Annotated in this window: 21 protein-coding genes and 1 other annotated feature; of the genes, 10 read left to right on the forward strand and 11 right to left on the reverse strand. The window is 35.7% G+C overall.

Annotation, left to right across the window (positions count from 1 at the left end; all coding sequences use genetic code 11):
- Positions 1–50 precede the first annotated feature (50 nt).
- The 3 genes from thiI to ezrA all read right to left on the reverse strand — a co-directional run bounded on the left by thiI (position 51) and on the right by ezrA (position 4,211).
- Positions 51–1,253 (reverse strand): tRNA uracil 4-sulfurtransferase ThiI, encoded by a 1,203-nt coding sequence (gene thiI / locus MHI47_RS12865; RefSeq protein WP_093536870.1) that lies wholly within the window; start codon positions 1,251–1,253, stop codon positions 51–53.
- A 6-nt stretch (positions 1,254–1,259) separates the two neighbouring features.
- Positions 1,260–2,393 (reverse strand): cysteine desulfurase family protein, encoded by a 1,134-nt coding sequence (locus MHI47_RS12870; RefSeq protein ID WP_340831076.1) that lies wholly within the window; start codon positions 2,391–2,393, stop codon positions 1,260–1,262.
- Positions 2,394–2,510: 117 nt separating this feature from the next.
- On the reverse strand, positions 2,511–4,211 hold the full coding sequence (gene ezrA / locus MHI47_RS12875; RefSeq protein ID WP_340762940.1) for a septation ring formation regulator EzrA: 1,701 nt from the start codon (positions 4,209–4,211) through the stop codon (positions 2,511–2,513).
- 150 nt (positions 4,212–4,361) lie between these two features.
- Here ezrA and hisJ point away from each other — a divergent pair, with 150 nt between their 5' ends.
- The 4 genes from hisJ to MHI47_RS12895 all read left to right on the forward strand — a co-directional run bounded on the left by hisJ (position 4,362) and on the right by MHI47_RS12895 (position 8,151).
- Positions 4,362–5,159, forward strand: coding sequence for a histidinol-phosphatase HisJ (gene hisJ, locus MHI47_RS12880; protein WP_093536867.1), 798 nt, complete (start codon positions 4,362–4,364; stop codon positions 5,157–5,159).
- A gap of 16 nt (positions 5,160–5,175) precedes the next feature.
- A complete protein-coding gene (locus MHI47_RS12885) occupies positions 5,176–5,655 on the forward strand; it encodes a GAF domain-containing protein (RefSeq protein WP_340831078.1) in 480 nt (159 codons plus the stop codon).
- Positions 5,656–5,967: 312 nt separating this feature from the next.
- Positions 5,968–7,053, forward strand: coding sequence for a DUF1611 domain-containing protein (locus MHI47_RS12890; protein ID WP_340831080.1), 1,086 nt, complete (start codon positions 5,968–5,970; stop codon positions 7,051–7,053).
- Complete coding sequence (locus MHI47_RS12895) at positions 7,054–8,151, forward strand: alanine/ornithine racemase family PLP-dependent enzyme (protein ID WP_340831082.1); 1,098 nt, start codon at positions 7,054–7,056, stop codon at positions 8,149–8,151. It begins immediately after the preceding gene.
- Positions 8,152–8,404: 253 nt separating this feature from the next.
- Here MHI47_RS12895 and megL read toward each other — a convergent pair whose 3' ends face one another.
- A complete protein-coding gene (megL, locus tag MHI47_RS12900; protein WP_340831083.1) occupies positions 8,405–9,592 on the reverse strand; it encodes a methionine gamma-lyase in 1,188 nt (395 codons plus the stop codon).
- Positions 9,593–9,662: 70 nt separating this feature from the next.
- Positions 9,663–11,525, reverse strand: coding sequence for a sensor domain-containing diguanylate cyclase (locus MHI47_RS12905; RefSeq protein WP_340831085.1), 1,863 nt, complete (start codon positions 11,523–11,525; stop codon positions 9,663–9,665).
- Between the two features lie 363 nt (positions 11,526–11,888).
- Here MHI47_RS12905 and rpsD point away from each other — a divergent pair, with 363 nt between their 5' ends.
- A complete protein-coding gene (gene rpsD, locus MHI47_RS12910) occupies positions 11,889–12,491 on the forward strand; it encodes a 30S ribosomal protein S4 (protein WP_093536861.1) in 603 nt (200 codons plus the stop codon).
- Positions 12,492–12,708: 217 nt separating this feature from the next.
- Positions 12,709–13,125, forward strand: coding sequence for a hypothetical protein (locus MHI47_RS12915; RefSeq protein WP_340831087.1), 417 nt, complete (start codon positions 12,709–12,711; stop codon positions 13,123–13,125).
- Between the two features lie 484 nt (positions 13,126–13,609).
- Here the strand turns inward: MHI47_RS12915 and MHI47_RS12920 are convergent, their stop codons facing one another.
- Positions 13,610–13,858 (reverse strand): DUF3006 family protein, encoded by a 249-nt coding sequence (locus MHI47_RS12920; protein ID WP_175496237.1) that lies wholly within the window; start codon positions 13,856–13,858, stop codon positions 13,610–13,612.
- 199 nt (positions 13,859–14,057) lie between these two features.
- Here MHI47_RS12920 and MHI47_RS12925 point away from each other — a divergent pair, with 199 nt between their 5' ends.
- Positions 14,058–14,222 (forward strand): hypothetical protein, encoded by a 165-nt coding sequence (locus tag MHI47_RS12925; protein ID WP_175496234.1) that lies wholly within the window; start codon positions 14,058–14,060, stop codon positions 14,220–14,222.
- A gap of 60 nt (positions 14,223–14,282) precedes the next feature.
- On the opposite strand, the gene tyrS is transcribed toward MHI47_RS12925, so the two are convergent.
- Positions 14,283–15,545: a tyrosine--tRNA ligase gene (gene tyrS / locus MHI47_RS12930; protein ID WP_340762950.1), complete on the reverse strand. Its 1,263-nt coding sequence runs from the start codon at positions 15,543–15,545 to the stop codon at positions 14,283–14,285.
- Between the two features lie 48 nt (positions 15,546–15,593).
- Positions 15,594–15,789: a binding site (T-box leader), on the reverse strand.
- Between the two features lie 99 nt (positions 15,790–15,888).
- Here tyrS and MHI47_RS12935 point away from each other — a divergent pair.
- Both MHI47_RS12935 and MHI47_RS12940 read left to right on the forward strand, forming a co-directional pair.
- A complete protein-coding gene (locus MHI47_RS12935) occupies positions 15,889–18,819 on the forward strand; it encodes a transglycosylase domain-containing protein (RefSeq protein WP_340831088.1) in 2,931 nt (976 codons plus the stop codon).
- A gap of 172 nt (positions 18,820–18,991) precedes the next feature.
- Positions 18,992–19,369: an SET domain-containing protein gene (locus tag MHI47_RS12940; protein WP_340762952.1), complete on the forward strand. Its 378-nt coding sequence runs from the start codon at positions 18,992–18,994 to the stop codon at positions 19,367–19,369.
- Positions 19,370–19,447: 78 nt separating this feature from the next.
- On the opposite strand, the gene MHI47_RS12945 is transcribed toward MHI47_RS12940, so the two are convergent.
- The 4 genes from MHI47_RS12945 to acsA form a co-directional block, all read right to left on the reverse strand.
- Complete coding sequence (locus MHI47_RS12945; RefSeq protein ID WP_340831090.1) at positions 19,448–20,629, reverse strand: amidohydrolase; 1,182 nt, start codon at positions 20,627–20,629, stop codon at positions 19,448–19,450.
- Positions 20,630–20,779: 150 nt separating this feature from the next.
- Entirely contained in the window at positions 20,780–21,658 is an 879-nt protein-coding gene (locus MHI47_RS12950) for an aminoglycoside phosphotransferase family protein (RefSeq protein WP_340831091.1), read from the reverse strand.
- A gap of 70 nt (positions 21,659–21,728) precedes the next feature.
- Positions 21,729–22,148: a DUF4181 domain-containing protein gene (locus MHI47_RS12955; protein WP_340831094.1), complete on the reverse strand. Its 420-nt coding sequence runs from the start codon at positions 22,146–22,148 to the stop codon at positions 21,729–21,731.
- 111 nt (positions 22,149–22,259) lie between these two features.
- Positions 22,260–23,978, reverse strand: a complete 1,719-nt coding sequence (acsA, locus tag MHI47_RS12960) for an acetate--CoA ligase (RefSeq protein WP_340762957.1) — start codon at positions 23,976–23,978, stop codon at positions 22,260–22,262.
- A 172-nt stretch (positions 23,979–24,150) separates the two neighbouring features.
- Between acsA and MHI47_RS12965 the strand changes: the two genes are divergently transcribed.
- Positions 24,151–24,783 carry a GNAT family N-acetyltransferase gene (locus MHI47_RS12965; RefSeq protein ID WP_093536851.1) on the forward strand — a complete coding sequence of 211 codons (633 nt, stop codon included), beginning with the start codon at positions 24,151–24,153 and terminating at the stop codon, positions 24,781–24,783.
- Positions 24,784–24,795 lie beyond the last annotated feature (12 nt).

Below are 24,795 nucleotides of genomic sequence, written 5' to 3' on the forward strand. Positions count from 1 at the left end.
ATTTTCATCTAATTCATACATGGAGGATAAAAGGTATATTTTGTCATTTACTAAAGGAGGTTTGAAAAATCATTAGCCTTCTTCATAGGGAATGAAAGAACTTCTCTATTTTGCACTGCTTCTGTTATTAATTCATCAAAATCCTTAAAGCTCTCGTAGTATTCCACTTTCTCGAGTTTAGGTTTAGTTTTTGGACAAGATGGTGTAAAGATAGTACAACAATCCTCGTATGGCAAGATGGAAGTTTCGTAAGTCCCTATTTCCCGGGCAATATCAATAATATCAAGCTTATCCATAGAGATTAGTGGTCTGAAAATTGGCGTAGACGTAACTGCATTTATTGCAGTTAAGCTTTCCAAAGTTTGACTTGCTACCTGACCTAAGCTTTCCCCAGTAACAATTCCTAATGCTCCTATTTCTTCTCGAACAAGATCAGCAATTTTCATCATTAACCGTCTAGTCGTAGTCATCGATACATTTTCAGGTATTTGAGCTTGTATACTTTGTTGTATATCTGTAAAAGGTATGACATGTAGTCTTACAGTTGCACCAAAATGACTTAACTGATTGGCTAGATCCATTACTTTTTCCTTCGATCTTTCACTTGTGAACGGTGGACTATGAAAATGTATTGCATCGAGCCGAACGCCACGTTTTAATAACATGTATCCAGCTACAGGACTATCAATCCCTCCTGATAACATAAGTAACGAACGACCATTTGAACCTAAAGGCATACCACCTGCTCCAGGAATAACCTGTGCCATCATATATACTGCATCATTTAATACTTCAATACGTAAATCTATTTCTGGTTTCTTCATTTGAACTTTTAAACTTGGGTATTGTCTTAATACATTACTTGCTACGACACTTTGTAACTCGTATGTATCCAGTGGAAAAAACTTATCTGAACGTTTTACAGTAACACGAAACGTTTTATCTTGACTGTCTAAACTATCCATAATTTGAAGTGCAGTTGCTTGAATATCATCCATTTCTTTAGAACAAGAAGCTACTGGACTAAACGATTGAATCCCAAAGATTTTAGGTAATCGTGTTATTAGTGCCTCAATTTCCGAATCATCAGTTGATGTTAAAAACATGCGATCTCTTTCCGCTTGTATTTTAATATTTGGCAAATCAACAAATGAAAACCTAATATTATTTCGTAAATGTGAAATAAACTGCTTTCTATTTTTCCCTTTCGTTGATAGTTCACCATAACGTACTAATATTTTTTCCCATTTCATCCTATTTTAATCTCCTTTAATTACATTCATGACACGCTTGAATACAATTTTAAATTGGTCTATTTCTTGTTGGTTATTAAGGGTACTAAGGCTTACTCTTAATACGCCTTTTATATAATCATCCGAAATATGCATAGCCTTTAGTACATGACTTGTTTTTGTTTGTCTGGAGGAGCATGCACTACTAGTGGATACAATGATATCCTGTTCCTGCAATGCATTAATCATTACTTCACCTTTAACTTTTTGCACCGAAAATGTAACAATATGTGGTGCTTTTTTTGCTGGAGATATTACTTTAACAGAAGGAAAAGTATTTAAATATACCATCAAATCGTCCGAGAGTGTTTGTAATTTTAAAATGTTGTTTTGTAAGTCTGTTACAGCTAATCTTATCGCTTTCGCTGTAGCAACTGCCAAAGGTACGGAGGTTGTACCACTGCGAATACCCGATTCCTGTCCTCCACCGTATAATATCGGTTCTATTTCGATGAATTTTTTTAATGCAAGTAATCCCGAGCCTTTTAATCCGTGTATTTTATGAGAAGAGATCGTAATAGCATCAATATCCAAGATTTTAAAGTCAACTGGAATTTTCCCGAAGCTCTGAACAGCGTCCATGTGAATAAGCGCTCTGCTTTGTGCTCTAACAATTTTAGAAAGTTCTTCTATTGGTTGTATAGCACCTGTTTCATTGTTCACGTGCATAACACTAACCAATATAGTATCTTTTCGAACCAGTTTTTCTAGTGTATCCAATATAATGATGCCCTCTGAGTTGACGGGAATCCACTCAACGTCAAACCCTATTTCGCTCAATTTTTTAGCTGTTTCTATAATAGAAGGATGTTCAATCTCAGAAATTAATACATGTTTCCCTCGTTGCTTATATTTATGAGCTAAACCGAATATCGCTAAGTTATTGGACTCTGTTCCCCCAGATGTAAAAAATATTTTTTCATTTGACGTTTTCAATATGTCTGCAATTTGTTCTCTAGCAGATTGTAACAATTCATTTGTCTGATGTCCAAATGTATGAATTGATGCAGGATTTGCCCAAAATTTTTCGTTCACAGCGACGAACGTATTTAATACCTCTGGATGTACTTTGGTCGTCGCACTATTATCTAAATAAATCATTTCAATAACTCTCCTTTTCGGAAAAAAACCACCGTCACATAGTGAGGTGGTTCACGTTTGTATACAAAATATGATTTTCAAACATCTCAATTTCATACTGTTCTTTAAATCGTATGATTATGTACGCCAAGCGTCTTCCTTCACTAATGTATCAATTTTCTTTAAAGCTCCCGGTTCTACCTCTTCGACAGCTGTCGCTGCATCTTCAAGAGCCTTAGAATATCGCAGTTGCCTAAACGCTTCCTCTGCTTCTAACAGTTTTGCATGAACTTGCGGGTGACTTGCACGATAGCGGTTACCATATTGAATGATTTTTTCTGTTAGTAAAACATTTTCAAGCATTTCTTTTGCTCTGCTATGTACTTCTTCCATACAAGCCTCTGCTTTTTCTAAGTAATTATCTACTAGAGACATATTTAAAGGTACTTCTTGCAGACTTTGCATTGCTACATAAATGTGCTCTTCTGCTTCTTCTAAACGAACATCCATATCTTCTGGGATTCCAGGTATATTGGCTTTTTGTAACATACGATCGGTATCATGTAATAAATCCTTTAGTTCATCCAGCTTTTCACGTGCATTATTTTCATCTATTCGAAGATTTTTCAATCGATTTGCAAATCGGTCTTGTTCTTCATATAGTCGATCAATTTCTTCAGCAATTTCATTTAACTCTTCTTGTAGGCTTGAGTACGCAGATTGCTCTTCTTCTACGCGACTGGAAAGCAATTCATACTTTTTCTCTAATTCCTCTAGCTCTTTTAAACAACTTTGGGGAATTTCCGCCTCTTTTTCTGGCAGACGATAGCTCTGTTGAACATACGCAGCTTCTTCACTAACAGCTCGTGTAACAGTAGTAACTTCTCGTAAGCGAGAGCCTGTTTGCTCTTTATATTGATCCACATATTTTTTCGCAAGCACTTCTTTTTCCAGTAAATCATAAAATGTATCTAATTCATCTTTTAACTCTTCCACTCTGCTCATTGTTTTCCCGACATGCAATTCAATAATTGCTTGTTTTAATTCCACAAGTTCGGCTTCTATGGAGTCTAATTTTTGATTCATTTCGAGATGCTGTAAGTAGTAAGAACTCTCTTCCATCTCTTTTTGTCCATTACGTAACTCATGAATAATGGCTGGTATTTTATGTTGTATATCAGATAATACTGTAGGAATATCATGTAATTTAGGGAAGAATTTTTGGCCATCTTCTTGGACAGTAATAACTAGTTCACGGGCACTTAAATAGTTACCTGTATCCGTTAGTCGATCGAACTCATCAAACAGTGGAATGAAAGACTCCAGCTTTTGTTCCAACGCCTTCACTGCTTCTCCAAATGAGTACTGATGTGCAAGAAGTGTTTTTCTAGCTGCACGATGTTGATCTTTTAACTGTTCCATCTCGATACGGTTTTTTTCTTCACTACCTATTAAATCTTCGAGTTCGATTAAAATTTCGGACATTTTCTTATCACAAAGTGTTATCAATATTTGAATTTCTTTTTCAATTTTAGTCGCTTTCGGAAATATAAATCTATCTATACTTTCTTCTGCGTCAAATAATAGAACATCGATTTTTGGCATATGCACATCCATTACTTCTGTCCATGCATTTCTCCATCTTTCAAACATTTCCTCGGTTTGCCCATTCATATTCAGCTGTTTTACTTTTGTCATTTCTTCTAAAATCGGTTTATTTTGAATTTGATGTTTCTCATGTTCTAATCTTTCTATTTCTACGTTATGTTTTCGTCTTATGATAAATGCAAAAATTGCAATTCCTAAAAGTATAATAACTGCTGGGATGATATACTTCATCGTAAGCCCCCTGTTCCAAATTCAAAAAGTTCTATTTCCAATACTACTCTATATCTTACCATGCTTTTTATGTTATTGTTTCATAAACAAGAGAAAAACTGTTAATTCTTTTTAAAAATTATATTTCTATAGTTTGGAGGCTGATTTTTATTGAAAAAGGATGGGCATATCCACACACCTTATTGTCCACATGGAACAGAAGATTCCTTTCATCTGTATATTGAAAAAGCCATACAAAGTGGTTTTGACACCATCACATTTACAGAACATGCTCCTCTACCTTTAGGTTTTATAGATCCCACCCCTGATAAGGATAGTGGAATGAGCATGACCCATTTAGAGTCTTATATTACCAAGTTACAAAAGTTGAAAAAAGAATACAAGAAAGATATTGTTATTTCTACAGGCTTAGAAGTCGATTTTATATCTGGGTTTGAACAAAATATTACTTCTTTTTTAAATACATATGGAAAATATTTAGATGACTCTATTTTATCTGTTCATTTTTTAAAATTTGAAAATGACTATACTTGTATTGACTTCTCTAAATCTACGTTCACAGAATTTGTCGAACGGCTTGGAAGCCCAATGGCTGTGTATAAATTGTATTATAAAACATTGATAGATTCAATAACGAGTAATCTAGGCGACTATAAACCACGGAGAATAGGTCATATTACGTTAGTGCATAAATTTCAACATACACTTACGGAAGTAGTACAAGACCATGAAGATATAGTAAATATTTTAAAAGAAATCAAACATCAACAGCTAGAACTGGATGTTAATACCGCCGGATTAGCTAAGCCATATTGTTTAGAAGTGTATCCTCCGCTTCCTTATATAAAGCTTGCGAAGGAACTAGAAATTCCTCTTGTTTTTGGGTCTGACGCACATCAAGCAAAAGATCTACATCAGTTTTACAATAATATAAGTAACTTACTATAGAATGGAGAATGAAAATATGTTCACGAAATCAGCATACTCTGAAGATGTAACTGCAAATTATAATATGCTTTCTAAACAACTGGACGCTCTTTTAACGGGAGAAACTAATGCAATTGCTAATTTTAGTAATGCTTCGGCATTATTAAATCAATTTTTTGATCAGATTAATTGGGTTGGTTTTTATCTAATGGAAGATGGAGAGCTTGTCTTAGGTCCATTCCAAGGATTACCTGCTTGTGTTAGAATTCCACTGAGTAGAGGTGTTTGTGGAGCTGCCGCTACAAAACAAGAGACAGTTATCGTACCAGACGTACACGCTTATCCAGGTCATATCGCCTGCGATGCTGCATCACAATCTGAGATTGTGGTTCCCATTACTAAAGACGGTAAGCTAGTAGGTGTTTTGGATATCGACAGTCCTATTAAGGATCGATTCTCGGAGCAAGATGCAGAAGGACTGGAACAGTTTATCGATGTATTAGTGAAGCACATTTAAATTTGAAATTGTTATACGATTAATAATAAGGCACTTTCTGTTCATGTTGAATAGAGGGCGCCTTATTTTTTTCGTAAAGCTCTAACATGTCGCCTGGACGGCTTTTCACTCATAAGCTGTGTAAATATTTTACTTTTGGAAAAAAAAGGTGTATAATAGGTCTTGTATACTAAATAATTTGAATCAAATGCTTGATAATTGTCATAATAAAACTAAATCTATTTCTTATTGAACATCTATTTCCCCTTTTATTAGGGTGTACCAGATGTTCTTTTTTTATCTAGAAAACAGATTTACTTGGAGGTAAGGTCAATGAAGAAAAATGCAATTATTTATTGTGAGGGCCAATTTAGTTCGATGGATGGAAAGACGGCCAATGGATTAATACGTGAACCTGGCAATTATTCTATAACTGCCGTTATCGATAGCACAAAAAACGGCCTAGACTCAGGTCAATTTTTAGATAACAAAAAGAATGGCATTCCATTGTGTAAAAACTTAGAAGATGCTATCGAATGCTCACCTCAAAAACCTACTTATTTCATATTTGGAATCGCCCCCTCAGATGCTTTCTTAAAAGACAATGAACGAGAAGTTATTATATCCGCAATGCAAGCTGGTCTTCATATTATCAATCCACTTCAAGAATTTCTTACAGAAGATGAAGAAATGATGAGCATTGCTACTCGTTATGGGGTAGAAATACAAGATATTCGAAAGCCTAAACCAAAAGATTCATGGAAGTTATTTACCGGTGATATCCTTAAAGTAACCACTCCTATTATTACAGTTTTAGGAACTGATGGGGCTTGTGGGAAGCGAACATCTGCAGTGATTATTGAAAAAGCATTGAAGGCAAGAGGATATAAAACTGCTTTTATAGCAACCGGACAAACTGGGCTTATACAAGGGGCTGCTTATGGTTTTGCAATGGATGCTTTTCCATTACAATACGTTATTGGTGAACTTGAAAGTGAAGTAGTACGTGCAAATAATACAGATAATCCTGATATTATTATTGTTGAAGGACAAGGCGCTCTAAGTCATCCTGCTTATGCAAGTTCATGTGGTATTTTAAGAGGATCTAGACCAAAAGCTGTTATTCTACAACATCCCCCAAAAAGAAAAGTGTTAGGAGATTTCCCTTTTGTGAACATGCCAAGTGTCCAAAGTGAGATAGACCTTATTGAGCATTTCAGTGAGACAAAAGTAATCGGTATTACCCTTAATCATGAAGGTATGGACCATCAGGAAGTTAATACTACTATTCGTGAATATGAGCAAACCTTCCAATTACCAGTAACAGATTTATTAACTACAGGTTCTGATAATATAATTGACTCTATTATTGAATTTTTCCCATCTCTACAAAACAGCGCGAAACTGGTTGTATCTTAAATGGTATCTAACCCTAGAATTGAAATTAACTTAGATAAAATTAAGCATAATGCGACAACATTAAGAGAGTTGTATGAAGCAAAAGGCGTTCATATTACAGGAGTCGTCAAAGGGGTATTTGCCAAACCAGAAGTAGTAAAAGTGCTGATAGATAGCGGGATTAAGAGTATTGCAGATTCCAAAATTTCTAATATAGAAAAAATGAAGATGGCAAATTTACAAGCAACATTCATATTATTACGTACTCCTGCAATGAGTGAAATTCAAAAAGTTATAGAGTTTGCAGATATTAGTATGAATACAGAAATCGAAGTTGTTCGTGCCCTCTCAGCTGAAGCGAAGAAACAGAAGAAAATACATCAAATTATTATAATGGTTGAAATGGGAGATTTACGAGAAGGCATATTGCTAAATGAAGTTGCTGCCTTTATTGAAGAAGTGATTATATTCCCTAATATTCAAATTGCGGGTATTGGTGCAAACTTTGCTTGCTTTGGTGGAGTCATCCCTACAGAGCACAAAATGCAATTGTTTTCTTCACTCGTAAAAAGAATGAAACGAAAGTTCAATTTACCCTTCCCTTATGTTTCAGGGGGTAACTCCGCAAACCATAATTGGCTTATGAATACGACGGATGTAAGAGAAGTCAATAATATGCGTCTTGGTGAATCTATATTTTTAGGCTGTGAGACGGTAAAAGGCGAACCTATTCCCAATTTATTCACAGATGCATTTTCCTTTTTTGCGGAAGTAATTGAGTCGAAACTAAAACCTTCTGTACCGACCGGCATGAGGGGTAGAAATGCTTTTGGAGAATTTATATCATTTCCGGACAACGGAATAATTAGAAGAATAATTGTGGGTGTTGGGCGACAAGATGTCCTCGTCTCTGGATTAACACCCCTCCTCCCACTTGAGATAATTGGTTCGAGTAGTGATCATATTATTTTGGATGCTAATAATAATTATTTAAAATCGGGTGATGAAGTTGCATTCTCCCTTAATTACGGAGCTCTGCTAACTGCTATGACTTCGCCTTCGATATATAAACACACCACATTTAGTGCTTTAGTTAGCAGAGGGTCTGCGAGAAAATAAGAAGCTAAGATCTCTTTACAAATGGTTACCGGGAGTATTCTTACTTCCGACACCGTTTTCTTTTTCCACAATGGTTGAGTATGTTTCATTCGGATTATTCAAAATTAAAATTACCATTTACCTCCATAATTATTCAGACGCGCATATCCCTTCCCTTAGACACAAAGAGATATTCCCTCACAAAAGCTCCACGTCTTTTAAAAAGACTCTTATTATGCAGCAAAAAGTGGAAGGAGATATCTCCTTCCACTTTTTACATATTAGATAAAGCTTGCTGTAAATCTTCTATAATATCACTAGAGTTCTCAAGCCCTACAGAAAGTCTTAACAGGCCGCCTGTTATCCCCATCTCTAATCTTTCTTTTTCCGGTACAACAGAATGAGTCATTGTGTAAGGATGCTGGATCAAAGTCTCAGCATCTCCTAAACTAACTGCAATTTTTATCAGTTTTAGTTCATTCATCAATTTTTGTGCCTCTTTCACTCCTCCTTTTATAGTGAAAGAAATAAGACCACCCCCGGCTTTCATCTGTTTCTTCGCTACATGATATTGTGGATTATCTACATCAAACGGATAATAGATATGCTCAACAGATGCATGTGCCTTCAAAAAGTCGAATACTTTACTAGCATTTTCCGAATGTCTGTCCATGCGAACATGCAATGTTTTTAATCCGCGTATTAATAGCCAAGCATCGAATGGCGAAATAATGCCGCCAAAGTCTTTTTGTACAGTGCCGCGAATTGTCTCCATTTCCCCTTTATCTCTTCCTACTAGGATTCCAGCAATAACATCACCGTGCCCATTAATGTATTTTGTCGCACTATGCAGTACGAAATCTGCTCCTAGTTCTATCGGATTTTGTAAGTACGGGGAGGAAAATGTATTATCTACAACTACCGGAATACCATGTTTCTTAGCAACTTTTGTTATTTGCTCGATATCCACGATTTCCATCGTTGGATTAATTGGTGTTTCTATATATATACAAGTTGTATTTGGTTTAATAGCATTTTCTATCTCTTCTTCAGTCATTAAAGTCTTTAAGTCATGTGAAATATCATATTTTTCTTTCAAAATTTTCAGCAATCCAAATGTACAACCATAAATCCCTCTCGTACATAGGATATGATCACCTGATTTAGTAAGGTGAACTAATATAGTACTCACCGCTGCCATTCCAGAACCAAAAGCTAGTGCACCTTCCCCTAGCTCCATTGCGGCAATCCGTTCCTCTAATACTTGTACGGTCGGGTTCCCTAACCTTGAATAAATTCCCCCTGGTTCTTCCCCTGCGAACCTTCTTTCACCCTGTTCCGCAGTGTCAAATGCAAATGTCGACGTCTGATAAAGTGGAACAGCTAGGCTATCTTGATGATCTCCCGTTTTATACCCTTTATGGATATACATTGTCTCTTTTGAAAAATTTGAATTACTCATAAAAACACCCCTTATTGTAAACGCTTACATCTAGTGTACATGGAATTCTATAAAAAGAAAAGACACCTCATCAAGAAGAGTGAGATGCCTTATAAATACATAGCTGATTTTTCCCATTATTTTTTGCTTCGTACAATACTGTATCCGCATTGTGAAAGAGATTATTAAAACTCAAATTATCACTTCCAGACCAGTGCGATATACCAATAGACACTGTTACAGAAGGGTTGGTCTTTTGAGGAATGGCCGCCAGTAATTGTCTGCTCATTTCCACTCCTTGCTCTAGGGACATATGAGATAAATAGAGGGCTAACTCTTCTCCACCCCATCTCGCACTAACTCCTTTGTTTTTAATCATTCCTTGTATGACTCTTGCTATTTGTTTTAGAATCTCATCCCCAATTTGATGCCCATGTGTATCATTAATACGTTTAAAGTTATCGATATCAATAAGGACGAAGACACCTTGGTCATCTGATTCCATCGCATCTTCAACGAACCTATCTAAATAATTTCGTGCAAAAAGATTCGTTAAATGATCTCGATCCACCATTTTTTGTAGCTTGTATCTTAATGTAGAATTACTTATAGCTAAAGATGAATGTTGTATCAAAGACTGCATTAATTTGTAGTTGTCAAAAGAGAAAAAATAGGGTTCCTTATGCAAGATTATACTAAACCCGGTTATATTATTTTGTTCTTTTAAAGGAATTGCCACTAATGAGCGGTACTCATATTTTGACTCTATTAGACGATTGAAATCGGCGATAAATAAAGAATCCTTCTCACTTTTAAAGTGATTCGTGACATATTGAATATAAAGATGCCCTTCCATCGTATGAAATACATCCGTACTTGCTGGTGATATTTTATATTCGTCATTTTCTATAAACACAAAACCTACATGCTCTGGGTGGAAAAACTTCATTAATTGATTGCGTAAAAAAACAACCATCTCATCTAATGATAAATTCATATTCAATTTATGCGAAGTTTCGTTGATTAATTGTAGATCGGAAACTAACCGATGTGATTGGATGTATAGTTTAGCATTTTCTAATGCATTGCCGGCTGCTCTAGCAAGTAAAACTGCAAATTCTTTTTGTCTAATTGAAAATAAATAGTCTAAAGGTGTGGACATTTGTAAAATTCCATAGATACCTTGCTTTCCGACAATAGGAATATTCAGTAATCTTACACCTAAATCTTGCGCTAATTCTGTCGTTATTTCACCAGATACATATGCCTCCACGGTAGTATTTCTTTCTGTTGTATAATCGAATAATTTATATGGAGCAGACGTTTTACGATCCTGATCATTTGATAAAATAAGTATAGATTTAAATTTTGGAAATGCATTTTCAATAGAGTTTAATGTACCCTCTAATATTTGACCGATATCTAATGTCGAATTAAACATTTTCGTTACATTGAACAAATTTCTAAACTGGCTCTCCTGCTGTGTTAAATAAACAGATTTTCTAATCGTTTTAACTAATTTAGTAATAGTAGTCAAGAATATATCTAGTTGAGTTGTTTTTGAAAATTCTATCCACTTTTCTGAGGATTCCATTATGATTAATCCTAATGGATGCAATTCTTTATCTCTTAACAATAAAGCTACATCATTTTCAGTACAGTCTTTTAGTTGTAGTTTGTGAGCATCTATTATGTCTTTATCATAGAACAATGGCTCTATCTCTACCCATTTAATAGCATTGAGCTTTTTCGCAAAAGAGTGATTCCATGAAAGTTGTAAAAAAGTTTCCGCATCATATATGTAATACTTCGCTTCTTTTATATCAAAAAATTCAAATAAGATATTTTTCAAGTCATCAAACCATTTAATACTGGATTCATGAGTGAATACATTTTCATTCCAAATGTCAAGTATTCTACTTTTAAGACCAATAATTGTATTTTCGCTTTCCATTAGTTCACCTCTCAGCTTTCCAAGAGTAAATTATGATACTTTTAGCATAGTTACTAATAATTCAATATAACTATATTTTATCCTATTTATCCTTTCTATGTCTACGCTATTTTTGTAATTATTTTTGACTTTGATTATCGTTTGACTTTCGATAGATATAGAGATACAATGAAATTTGTGTAAAATAAATGCAGCAGTTGTATGGCCTAGATTGCTCATTTTGTTCCTCTATACTATAGATGGTGTATCCCGTAACCCTCGGCTGCTAGGGCGATGATACATGAAAACAAAATGTCTGCTAGTCTGAATACATCTGGTCTTATTTTACAACAAAATAAAACCAACATAGAGGAGGAGACATATATGTCTCGTTATACAGGTCCATCATGGAAATTATCACGTCGTCTTGGTATTTCACTAAGCGGTACTGGTAAAGAATTAGAAAAACGCCCTTACGCACCAGGACAACACGGTCCTAACCAACGCAAAAAATTAACTGAGTACGGTATGCAATTACAAGAAAAACAAAAACTTCGTCACACTTATGGTGTAAACGAACGTCAATTCCGTACATTATTTGATAGAGCTGGTAAAATGCCAGGTAAACATGGTGAAAACTTCATGATTCTTCTTGAAACTCGCCTTGATAACATTGTTTACCGTTTAGGTCTTGCTCGCACACGTCGTGGAGCACGTCAATTAGTAAACCACGGTCACGTTATGGTTGATGGTAAACGCGTTGATATTCCTTCATTCCGTTTAAAAGCAGGTCAAGAAATTTCTCTTCGTGAAAAATCTCAAAACCTTGATGTTGTAAACGAATCAATGGAAATTAACAACTTCGTACCAGAATACTTAACTTTTGATGCAGACAACAAAGTTGGTACTTTCGTTCGTAACCCAGAACGCGGAGAATTAGCTGCTGAAATCAACGAAGCTCTTATCGTTGAGTACTACTCTCGTTAATATTATTGCTCTGCAAAGAGTGATATTAAAAGCCTTCGAAACCTTGTTAATACAGGGTTTCGAAGGCTTTTTCTTATCATTCGAAAATGCAAGATAAAACATCAAAAAGAAGTTTATTGGGGCTAATTATGTAATTAAGAAAGGTAGATTTTCAACAAACGGATCAGGTTATGGAACAACAAAATGTTAATAAAGGAATGAGCCTATGGAGATCCTTATGAATTTAGACCACGCAACTTTCCATGTAGAAAAAACGAAATCACTGAAACTAAAAGAAGTAAATTTTAAGATTAAACCTAACATTAAAGAACAAAAAAGGTTGTTTAGAACACCATTATATAAATTAACAATTATCGTAGAAGTAAATAATCAAGTTTATGAATTTGTAGGTTATAATCTCAACCATGAGCTGATTTCACAGCTAGAAAAAGATCCTTCAAGATTTTTAGTTGGAGCAGAGCCCCCATTTTTAAGTGGAACTAACTGGCCGGATAGTGGAATATCTGAAGTCGTAGTGGCAAACAATGTCCCTTTGGATTCCCTGATTATAACAGATGGAACTAATGTCATTGCTACAATTTATAATGATGAGATCCCTATACTGATTAACTGGTTTAAAAATTTAATCAATTAAATAAAAAGAAGAGAAAAGGAGATTTACTAAAGATATTTAAGCGATATTCACGATAATGTTTTAAACTATGTTGAATAACGTTTTAGAAAAGAGTAGCTCTAGCTACTCTTTATTTGTTTTTTCCTTCCCCTTATTTAAGGTTGAGGTGATGTCGGTTTTAATAGCAAGAATTTTTATGAAGTAAGTGAGATCAAACGAGATTTTTTGCCCGGAAATGAGAACAGTATTGACATTCCTCTATTGTCATTACCTATTTAGCTAAAAATATATACCGGGAGTACAATGCTCTCGGTAATATGATTGCGCAAAGAGTGATATTAAAAGCCTATGGAACCTTGATAAAACAAGGTTCCATAGGCTTTTTTCTTTATTGATATAGTATCTGTATATAAAAAAACACCTCTAGGATGAAGAGGAACTTTCTCCTCTTTCCATCCAACAGAAAGGTGTATAGACTGAATGAGATTAGTTTTAAAATCGGGAGTTATTTCTTTTTCATACTCTCAATTAAGTCTAATAATCTTTTTTTCGTATTATCTGTTTCTTCTTCTAGCATTTTAAAATTATAACCTGATTTATCTTGATTTATCTCTACCTCTAATAAATCTCCCTCTTTTGCATTCACTGTAAATTTGTCTTTTAAGATAACTAATTTATTTGCTTTGTTATCCTTTTCGAATAGAACAACAAAAAAGTCATCGAAATGATGTAACAGGTATCTCTTTGCACTCACTAATAACGTCCCCTCAATCTAATAATAAAAAAATGTGTTTATATTTCCAAACCTTTATCCTATTTATCATTTTATACTATTTCATGTACTTTTTTAACTAGTAATGCTTTCTTTTTGAATCTTCTTGTTAAATTTGTGACTAATTACACAAAACTGGTCAATACTAACGAAGAACTTTTAAGAAACAGGAGGATTTTCTATGAAAACAGGTAAATCAGTAAATACATCTAATAAGAAGGAAAAAGACAATGTTACAGGCGAAAGTTATTTGGAATACCAAAAGTTAAACGAGCACGAAAAGAAACAGTTACAAGTTAAAGATGGACAAAATAATCATCACGTAGATGAACGTGGTGGTTTTTAACTAATCATCTAGCTCTATAAAAAGCTACTTCCCTTATAGTATTGGGAAGTAGCTTTTATCTTATACAAACTTAATCATTTTATAGTTCTTTTTACCACGACGAATAATCATAAACTCATCTTCTAACCGGTCTGCCCCACTTACTACATATGCAACATCCGTAACTTTTTCTCCATTAATAGAAATAGCACCATTTGTTACATCTTCTCGTCCCTGGCGCTTAGATGGTGACACCGTAGCCTCAACTATGAAGTCAACAATAGATTTTTCATCTTTTGTCATCTCGACAGAAGGTACATCTTTAAATGCATCTTTCATTTCTGATGCAGTTAAGGCTTTCAAATTGCCACTAAATAATGCTTGTGAAATTCGAATTGCTTGATCCAATGCTTCTTGTCCGTGGATCAGACGAGTCATTTCCTCTGCTAAAGTTGCTTGTGCTTTTCTTAAATGGGCTTCGTTTTCAACGGTAACTTCTAAAGCTTCAATTTCTTCACGTTCCAAGAAGGTGAAGATTTTCAAGTATTTAATAACATCTGAATCTGCTGTATTAATCCAGAACTGATAAAACTCGTATGGGGATGTTTTCTTCGCATCCAACCAAACAGAACCTGATGCAGACTTACCAAATTTGGTCCCATCAGCTTTCGTTACTAATGGTATAGTAATACCGAAAGCCTTTGTATTGTCATCATGTGTTTTACGAATTACCTCTAAACCAGTAGTAATATTTCCCCATTGGTCAGAACCCCCTACTTGAACTCGGCACCCAAAATGATCGTATAGATGATTAAAATCAATTCCCTGAATTAGTGTATAGGCAAACTCAGTAAAAGAAAGTCCTGTGTCTAAACGTGAAGAGATAGAGTCTTTTCCCAGCATATAGTTAATGTTAATTAGTTTTCCAAAATCTCTCAGGAATTCAATAACATCCATAGAGCCGATCCAATCTCTGTTATTCACCATTTGTGCACCATTATCGGTATTGAAATCAAAAATTTGCTCCATTTGTTTTTTAATACCTTGAACATTCAAATCAATCTGCTCTGTTGTTTGTAATTGGCGTTCTTCTGAACGACCAGAGGGATCCCCTATCATTCCAGTTGCACCACCAACTAAAAGAATTGGTCTATGTCCATGCATTTGGAAACGTCTTAAAGTAAGAAGCGGCACAATATGTCCTATATGCATGCTATCAGCTGTAGGATCTACTCCACAGTATAATGATACTTTTTCCTTACTAAGAAGCTGTTCCATGCCCTCAGCATCGGTTTGTTGGTATAGAAGACCTCTCCAAGCTAAATCATCCAATAAATTCGTCATTAATATTGCCTCCTTAAAATAAAAAAGTCCCCACATGATAAAAAATCATGCAGGGACGCTTAATCAATTAGCGCGGTACCACCCAGCTTGAAGGAATTATTCCCTCCGCTTCAATCACCGTATCGTTGTGAGTACGTTTAACTCCAAGCCTGTAATTCGCATAATACACTGACTAGCTCTCACCAACCGCTAGCTCTCTTCACAGTATGTATAATTACTACTTCGGACTTTTCTTCGTTAAAATATATATCTATTTTACCTAATCTACATTGTATGTCAATAACTATCGTCTAACAATTAGGCTTATGGTATAATAATTCAAGATTTAGGGGGCGAGAACTGAATGAAGAAATGGCAAGAAAATATACAGAGATACAAAGAAAAAATTGATATGTGGGAGTCTACTAAATGGGCTAAGGGATTAAGAGTTTCTTCTAGTGTCATCTGGAATTTAAGTTTACTTCTTATGGTGGGTATTCTGACACTCGGAGTATTCGGTTTATCTGTAGGCGCAGGATATTTTGCTTCATTGGTAAAAGAAGAACCACTTCGTGGTAAAGATGAAATGCGCAGTGCTGTCTTTAACTATGAAGAAACATCGGAAGTTTACTTTGCCGGAGACGTGTATTTAGGTAAACTACGCACTGATTTAGAAAGAACGGAAACAAATCTATCAGAGGTTTCTCCTTATGTAATAGATGCAGTTTTAGCGACGGAAGATGAATACTTTGAAGTACATAAGGGAATTGTTCCTAAAGCAATTTTCCGCGGATTGCTTCAAGATGTATCTAACTCTGATACACAAACTGGTGGTTCTACATTAACTCAACAATTAATCAAAAACCAAATTTTAACCAATGAGGTTTCTTATGAACGTAAAGCAAAAGAAATACTATTAGCTATGCGCTTAGAACACTTCATGAACAAAGAAGAAATATTAGAAGCATATTTGAATATAATCCCCTACGGCCGAAATTCAAATGGACGAAACATCGCTGGAATTGAAACAGCGGCAAATGGAATATTCAATGTAAAAGCAAAAGATCTGACTTTACCACAAGCAGCCTACATAGCTGGTATTCCCCAAGCTCCATTTGCTTATACTCCTTTTAGACAAGGTGGAGAGATAAAAGAAGGAGAAGCTCTCCGACTTGGGATTGAACGGATGAAAATTGTTTTATTCCGAATGAATGAAACTGGTTATATTACGGATGAGGAATATAAGAATGCTGTTAGCTACGATATTACGAAAGATTTTAGAGAGCCAGAAACACTTCCTGAAGACAAGTATCCTTGGTTAACAGCTGAAGTGGAAAATAGAGTGAAAGAAATTTTAAGAGATCAGTTTGCAGAAGCTGATTCAATTGATCCTGCTCGATTAGATAATGAAAAAAAGCTTTATCAAAAGTATGATATTTTAGCACAACGTTCCATTAGTACAGATGGTTACCGTATTCATACCACTATTAATAAAGACATGTATGAAGCTATGTTAAAAGTAAGAGATGAATTCGAATTTTACGGACATACCTTCCAGAAGGAAGTAAAGGATGAAGATTCAGGAGAGATAGTGGTAAAAGACTTCCCTGTTCAAGTTGGTGGGATGATGATTGAAAATGGTACGGGTAAAATACTTTCCTTTTTAGGTGGACGAGATCATAAAATTGAAGCCCAAAATAGTGCTACACAAGGTATCCGGCCAATCGGTTCTACCATCAAACCACTGCTCGTCTATGCTCCTGCGATTGAATATGGTGTAATTGGAGCTGGTAGTCCCGTAGTCGATTTGAAGCTAGAAAAATTAGGTAGTACTACGTGGTCAAAATCACCATCAAACTATACAACTGAACAAGAGCTAGGTATTATCTCTGCTCGAGATGCTTTGACAACCTCACAAAACTTGTCAACGATACGATTATACGATTTAATCATGGATCGCAAGCCAACTCAATTCCTAACAAAAATGGGATTTGAGCATATAGATGAAGCAGAGTATGCTAATCATGCTCTCTCTATTGGTGGAATGACAAATGGTGCAACACTCGAGGAAAATACAAATGCCTTTGGAACATTTGCAAATAACGGACAGTTTATTGATGCTTATATGATCGAAAAAATTGAAGATGTTGACGGTAATGTTATTTATCAACACGAAGTGGAACCTGTGCCAGTATTCAGTGCTGCTACTTCCTATATTATTACCGATATGTTAAGAGATGTTATGTCTGATGGGACTGCAAAACTAGCAAAAGCTAGGTTGAAATTCCAATCAGATTTTGGTGCAAAAACAGGTACAACACAGAATCATAATGATTCATGGCTAGTTGGCTATAACCCTAATATTTCTTTAGGAGTTTGGTTAGGTTACGGTGATGATACCCAAACCTTATATTATATGAATAATCGTTACAATCATCCGAGCGTGCGTATCAATATGCTCTGGTCTAATATGATGAACGCAATGTATGATGTAAATTCTGAATTAGTAGATGCACCAAATAACTTTACTGCTCCTGAAGGTGTCGTTACTAGATCCTTCTGTGGAATTTCAGGATTAGCAGTGTCAGATGCATGTTCACAAGCTGGTTTAGTGAAGTCAGATTTATTTAATGCAGCTGTTTTATTACCAACTGCAAAGGATGATAGTTTAATCTCTTCTTCCTATGTACAAATAAACGGAAACAGATATCGCGCACTCGATTCCACTCCTGGGGAATTTGTAGTAAGTGGTGGGTATGGAGTAAACCAAGATTTTATCAATCGGATGCTTGGTAAATTTGGAGGCAATGCTTCTAAGTTATTCCCTGCCAAATCAGCCTTTGGAGGAAATGTAGTGTCTGAGGAAGTATTTAATGCTGACGGCAGTGCACCAGCCGCAGTGTCTGCTGCAATGTCTAATGGGACGATTACTTGGTCTAAGTCGACTTCTGGAGATGTTGTAGGTTATCGAGTTTATGAAGTTATAAACGGGCAAAGAACTCTACTCTCATCCACCAAAGAAGCTGCCGGAAACAGTCTATCTATTAATAGAGCTGGCCAATTTATCGCTGTTGCAGTCGATATCACAGGATTAGAATCTGCCGCATCTAATATAGTATCTATAGAAGCTGTAGTACCTACAGAACCAATAGTGCCTCCAACAGCACCGGAAGAGAATGAAGAGCCTACAACGCCTCCTATTGTTGTAGAACCCGTTACTCCCCCACCTGTTGTAGAACCTGTAACTCCTCCTGTAGAGGAAGAACCACCACCGACTAGTGGTGGCGAAGAATAATAGAACAAATACCGTATCGAAAGAGCCCAAATTTCATAATTGGGCTCTTTTTTGTTTGTTAAATTGACCATCTTTCGCTCATATAATTTCGAAATACACATAAAACAGAGCATAATGTGCAAATTAATGTTACAGTTAGATAGAATATTTAATAGTGAGAAGGAGAACAAACATGATTGAGGTAAAAGTATCTCCACTAAGTGATGGAGAGTTTAATAGAGGGGTATTTGCTAAATGTGATATCAAAAAAGGACAGCTTTTTCATGAAGCACCTGTCATTTCATACCCAAACGACCAGCATGAACATATTGAAAAAACCTTACTAGCTGATTACGCTTTTGAGTACGGGATAAATCACACTGCCATCCTGCTTGGATATGGTATGTTATTTAATCATTCATATGAACCTAATGCAGACTATGAGATTAATTTTGATAATCACACATTCGATTTCTTTGCTTACGTCGATATTAAAGCTGGCGATGAAATTCTGATTAATTATAATGGTGAAATTGATAACAAAGATGAGCTTTGGTTCAATAAGGAATAGAAAAAACTTGTAACTTACACATTCGTTTATATCATAAAAGAGTCATTCAAAAGTAAATTTTGAATGACTCTTTTTGTTTTATTCTTGCATGCTACAAACAACTTGTCCGACAGCTTTTGCTGCCACTAACAGTGCATCTTCGTCGATGTCAAATTTAGGGTTATGGTTGAAATATGGTTCTTCAACGCCCTTTGGAGTACACCCGATATAAAAGAAACAAGCTGGAAACCTTTCCGCATAATACGCAAAATCTTCAGAAGGAGCCATTGGTGGGACCTCTATTACTTCTGTAATTTCCTTCACATTCGCATTTAATAATGTTACCGCTACTTTCTCTGTAAGTTCAGGATTATTGTATAAAGGTGGATAGTCGGGTGTATATGTAAGTTCACAACTTACATCAAACTCCTCCTGAAGTCCTCTGACAAGACGTTTTACTTCCCGTTCTATCGTTTCTTTCGTTGCATCTGTCATGTATCGAATATCACCCTCTAGTACTACGCTATCTTTAATAACATTAAAGGTACCAGCCCCATCAAACGACCCAATGGTGATCACACCAATATCAAATGGACTTAATCTTCGGCTTATAATAGTTTGAACAGCAGTTACAAAATGTGCCCCTGCCACAATTGCATCATTTGCTAAGTGAGGCGATGAACCATGCCCGCCTCGCCCTTGTATTTTCAATTTCATGTATGCCCTACCATTGAAAGCATAGCCCTTATTGTACCCAACCATTCCAACAGGAGCAATTGGAAGTAAGTGAATCCCATATACTTCATCTAAATCATCCAACAGACCAGATTCTACAATACTTCTCGCACCACCTGGTGGTACTTCTTCCGCATGCTGATGAATTATTTTTATCGTTCCAGCTAGCTCTGACTTCAGTTGTATTAAACAATCTGCCAGAACTAACAAATAAGCCGTATGACCATCATGCCCACATGCGTGCATGACACCCTCATTTTTCGATTTGAAAGGTACAGGTGTTTCTTCCACAATCGGAAGCGCATCAAAATCTGCGCGTAACCCTATTGTCTTTCCTCGTTTTGCCCCCACTATTGTTACAATAATTCCATAACCATTTCCTATGTTTGTTTGTATTTCCACGCCTTTTCCTTTGTAAAATTCTGCAATATATCGAGAGGTCTTTTCTTCTTTAAATGATAATTCAGGATGTTCATGTAAATAGCGACGAATCTGAATCATTTCATCTTTACGTGCATCTAGCATTTCCATAAGTTTTTCTCTCATATACCATAAGCTCCTTTGTCAGAAATTACTGTTCCTGCATTGATTGGAATTGAATAAATTCTTTCAACATAGAAATAAGCATACACCTTTATGGACTTATTAGTAATTTTACTGATTCATTCACAGCCCTATGAAAAAAATTCTCATCATTTATCGTTCACTCTGTAATATCGATTTTAAAATTACTAAATTTTCATCAAAAAACTGTTGATGCTTTTCGATTCCACGGCGTTTACACCATCCAAGTGAATTAAATGCATCTGTAAAACGATAAAACGGCAAGATAACCTCTAAATCTATTAATGGACGAATAGATTGATACCCCTTTTTGTACGCTTCTAATGTTCCGGAGTTTTTAGTAAAAATATCACGATTGATTTTGGTGAAATCCATTTCCGTCGAACCAAAGCGAGCACTTTCAAAATCTATAATTCCAGAAACTTTGTTGTCTTGAATAATAATGTTTGCTGGACGGAAATCCATATGTATAAAGCTTGGTCCATCTGAATGAGGCAGACATTTACGTTGCTCTTCAAAAAGCTCTATAGATTTTTTTAACAAGTCCTCTTGTATCACCTCTTTTACATCTTCCGCAAATCCATAAAAATGCGATTTCATAAAAGTCGACCATTGTTCATACACATTTGAAATCCCTTTAAATGAATTACCTTCTTGTGGAGTCACATTATGCATTTTTGCATGATGGACCCCAATATCATAGGCTAATACTTCACTTACATTTCCTGTGATTGGCTGCCCTTTCAGCTCTGACAGCAACATAGCACCTGGAATATTATCGTCCCCTTCCCAATATTCTAATAATTTAGGAACAGGTAGCACTTCACTTAAGATTTCTATCGCTTCATATTCACGTATTAGTTTCAATTTGGAATAGGGGATTTTCAAATATACTATTTCTTTATTAATCTGTTCCACTCTATATACAGTCGAGCTAAATGAATTAGGCACATCTTCTATGGAAAGAACATTTATTTTTAGCTTTTTAATAATTTGACCTAATTGTTCCAATTAATTTCACCCATCTCTGTTTAAACTTTACACCATGTACTATTCCAACAAATCCCCTAGGACATTGTGTTTAAATCAATCCCCAAAAATTAGTCTGAATCACTGTTAGTATTAATAGAACTCCAAATATTAACTGGCTGATTGTAAATATATAATCTGTTTTGTTTACTGCATACTTCCACTCCATCACAGCTCTAACGGTTTCAGACACAACTATAAAAACAATCAATAAAAACCATGTTTCGAAAAACCAAAACCACTCCATTGGCTCCGTCGTAACATTTATGAAATTCCCTAGCAGCAGTACCACTAGAAAAACGACCCTTATAGTCCAATCCATTTTTTTGTGTTTCTCATTAATATGATTATATGAAAACAGTTTCTTCTTCTCGACTTGTAGCCATTTTCTCATAACAGCATTAAACAATAGGAATAGTAACATAACAATTGCTAGTAGGAGAAGTAAGGTAAGCCAATCAGTTCCATACATAATTTTCACCTCCTCAGCATCCTTTTGTTAGCTAATATAAATACAAAAAGCACCGCTATGTGCAGTGCCATTTTGTATTTATATATTCTAGTAATAGATTGACTTAGATTACTAGTCTTCCATAGTAGACAAATCGCCGGTTGGCAGTTTTAACTCCCAAGCTTTTAATACACGGCGCATAATTTTACCACTTCTTGTTTTTGGTAGCTTATCTTTGAATTCGATTTCTCTAGGTGCTGCATGTGCAGCAAGTCCTTTTTTCACAAATTGTTGAATATCTGTTATTAGTTCTTCTGATGGTTCGTACCCTTCGTTTAACGCAACAAACGCTTTAATAATTTCGCCACGGACAGGATCGGGTTTTCCAATAACACCAGCTTCTAAAATAGCTGGGTGCTCTAATAATTTACTTTCTACTTCGAACGGCCCAACGCGTTCGCCAGAAGTCATAATAACATCATCTACTCGACCTTGGAACCAAAAGTATCCATCATCATCCATATAAGCAGAGTCCCCAGAGAAATACCACTCATCGTTAATGAAGTATGACTCATACTTTTCTTTATTATTCCACACCTGACGCATCATGGCTGGCCAACCCTTTTTAAGAGCCAGATTCCCCATTGTATAAGGTGGGACAATGTTCCCCTGATTATCTATAATAGCTGCTTCAGTCCCAGGAAGTGGTTTCCCCATTGAACCTGGTTTAATAGGCATGCAACCATAATTACAGATCATCAGTGCACCAGTCTCTGTCATCCACCAAGTATCATGGATTCGTTTATTGAAAACTTGCATACCCCATTTGATAACCTCCGGATTTAACGGTTCGCCAACTGACAACACATGACGTAATGAAGATAAATCATGCTTTTTAACGATGGCATCTCCTGCTCCCATCAGCATGCGAAACGCTGTAGGTGCACTGTACCATACCGTTACTCCATAATCATCTATCGCTTTATACCAAGCATCTGGTGAAAATCTGCCACCAAGAATAAGGGAGGTAGTTCCCGTGAGCCATGGACCAAAGATGCCATATGCCGTTCCCGTCACCCAACCTGGATCTGCGGTACACCAATAGATATCGTCATCTCTTATATCCATCACCCATTTCATCGATTGGTATTGCTGTACCATCGCATTATGGGCATGTAAAATCCCTTTTGGTTTTCCTGTGGAGCCAGATGTATAGTGTAAAATCAGGCCATCTTCTCTATCGACCCATCTAATTTCAAAGTCTTCTGATGCATTATGTAATGCTTTTTTGAAATCGATGAACTTATCGGATTCCTCTATATTTTCACCAACTATAAATACCGTCTCTAATTTAGGTAATTTATCCATTGGAATTCTATCTAATAATTCCGGTGTTGTAACAATTGCTTTTGCTTCACTATCTTGTAAACGATCATAAACAGCGCCTTCCATAAACGCTTCAAAAAGTGGACCAACAATTAACCCCATTTTTGTAGCACCAAGAAGTGCAAAATACAATTCTGGTGATCTCGGCATGAATATAAACAGACGATCCCCTTTTGACAAATTTGAATGGGTTACGTATACATTTGCAGCTTTATCCGTCCATTTTTTCATATCGCCAAATGTATAAGATTCCTTACGATCTACATCTTGATAATGAAGTGCGACTTTATCCTTTTTATCGGATTCTGCATGACGATCAATTGCTTCATACGCCATATTCACTTTGCCAGTCTTATACCATGAGAACTCTTTTTCTGCATCTTCCCATTTAAAGTTTTTTGCAGTTTCCTCATAATTTTTTAACTGAAAGTCCCCTTGAACTACTTGTAATGTTTCCATCTTCATCCTAATCACCCTTTCTATAACTATACTATTTCATTCTACAACACTTTTTATCCTTTTTGCTAATCTTTCTACTTTTTAGAATCTTTTATCAAATAATTATGGTAATCGCTTTCTCTGTTTAAAATCATGTATAATAAATACAATTACAATACTATTAATGGGTGGTGAATCCTTGATACATACCAAAACATATAACTCCATGCAGAAAGAGACGGTACATGGCACTGTCATTATAGAGGGTCCTGTTCCTTCTGAGGAAATTGCCAGGCTTCAGTTCCATGAGGATTTGGTAGCTTTTCGTGCACCTAAACAACAGCATCAAGCAATTATTGAAATTGCCAAGTTACCTGAAGGAAGAATAATTATTGTGCGTGATCAAGAAACAATTGTAGGTTATTGCACATATTTACATCCAGACCCCTTAGAAAGGTGGTCACAAGGTAATATGGAAAATTTGATAGAATTAGGAGCAATCGAAGTAATTCCAAAATTCCGTGGCACCGGAGTTGGGAAAACACTCCTTCGTGTCTCCATGATGGATGATGCGATGGAAGATTATATTACGATTACGACAGAGTATTATTGGCACTGGGATTTGAAAGGCACTGGTTTAAATGTTTGGGAGTATAGAAAAGTAATGGAGAAAATGATGCAAGCAGGTGGACTTGAATATTTTGCAACGGATGATCCTGAGATCAGTTCCCATCCAGCTAATTGTCTAATGGCGAAGATTGGTAACAGGGTGGACAATGAATCTATCCAACAATTTGACCAATTACGATTTATGAATAGATTTATGTATTAATCTTTGAATACT

Source organism: Psychrobacillus sp. FSL H8-0487, assembly GCF_038008385.1.
GTDB classification, from domain to species: Bacteria; Bacillota; Bacilli; order Bacillales_A; family Planococcaceae; genus Psychrobacillus; species Psychrobacillus psychrotolerans.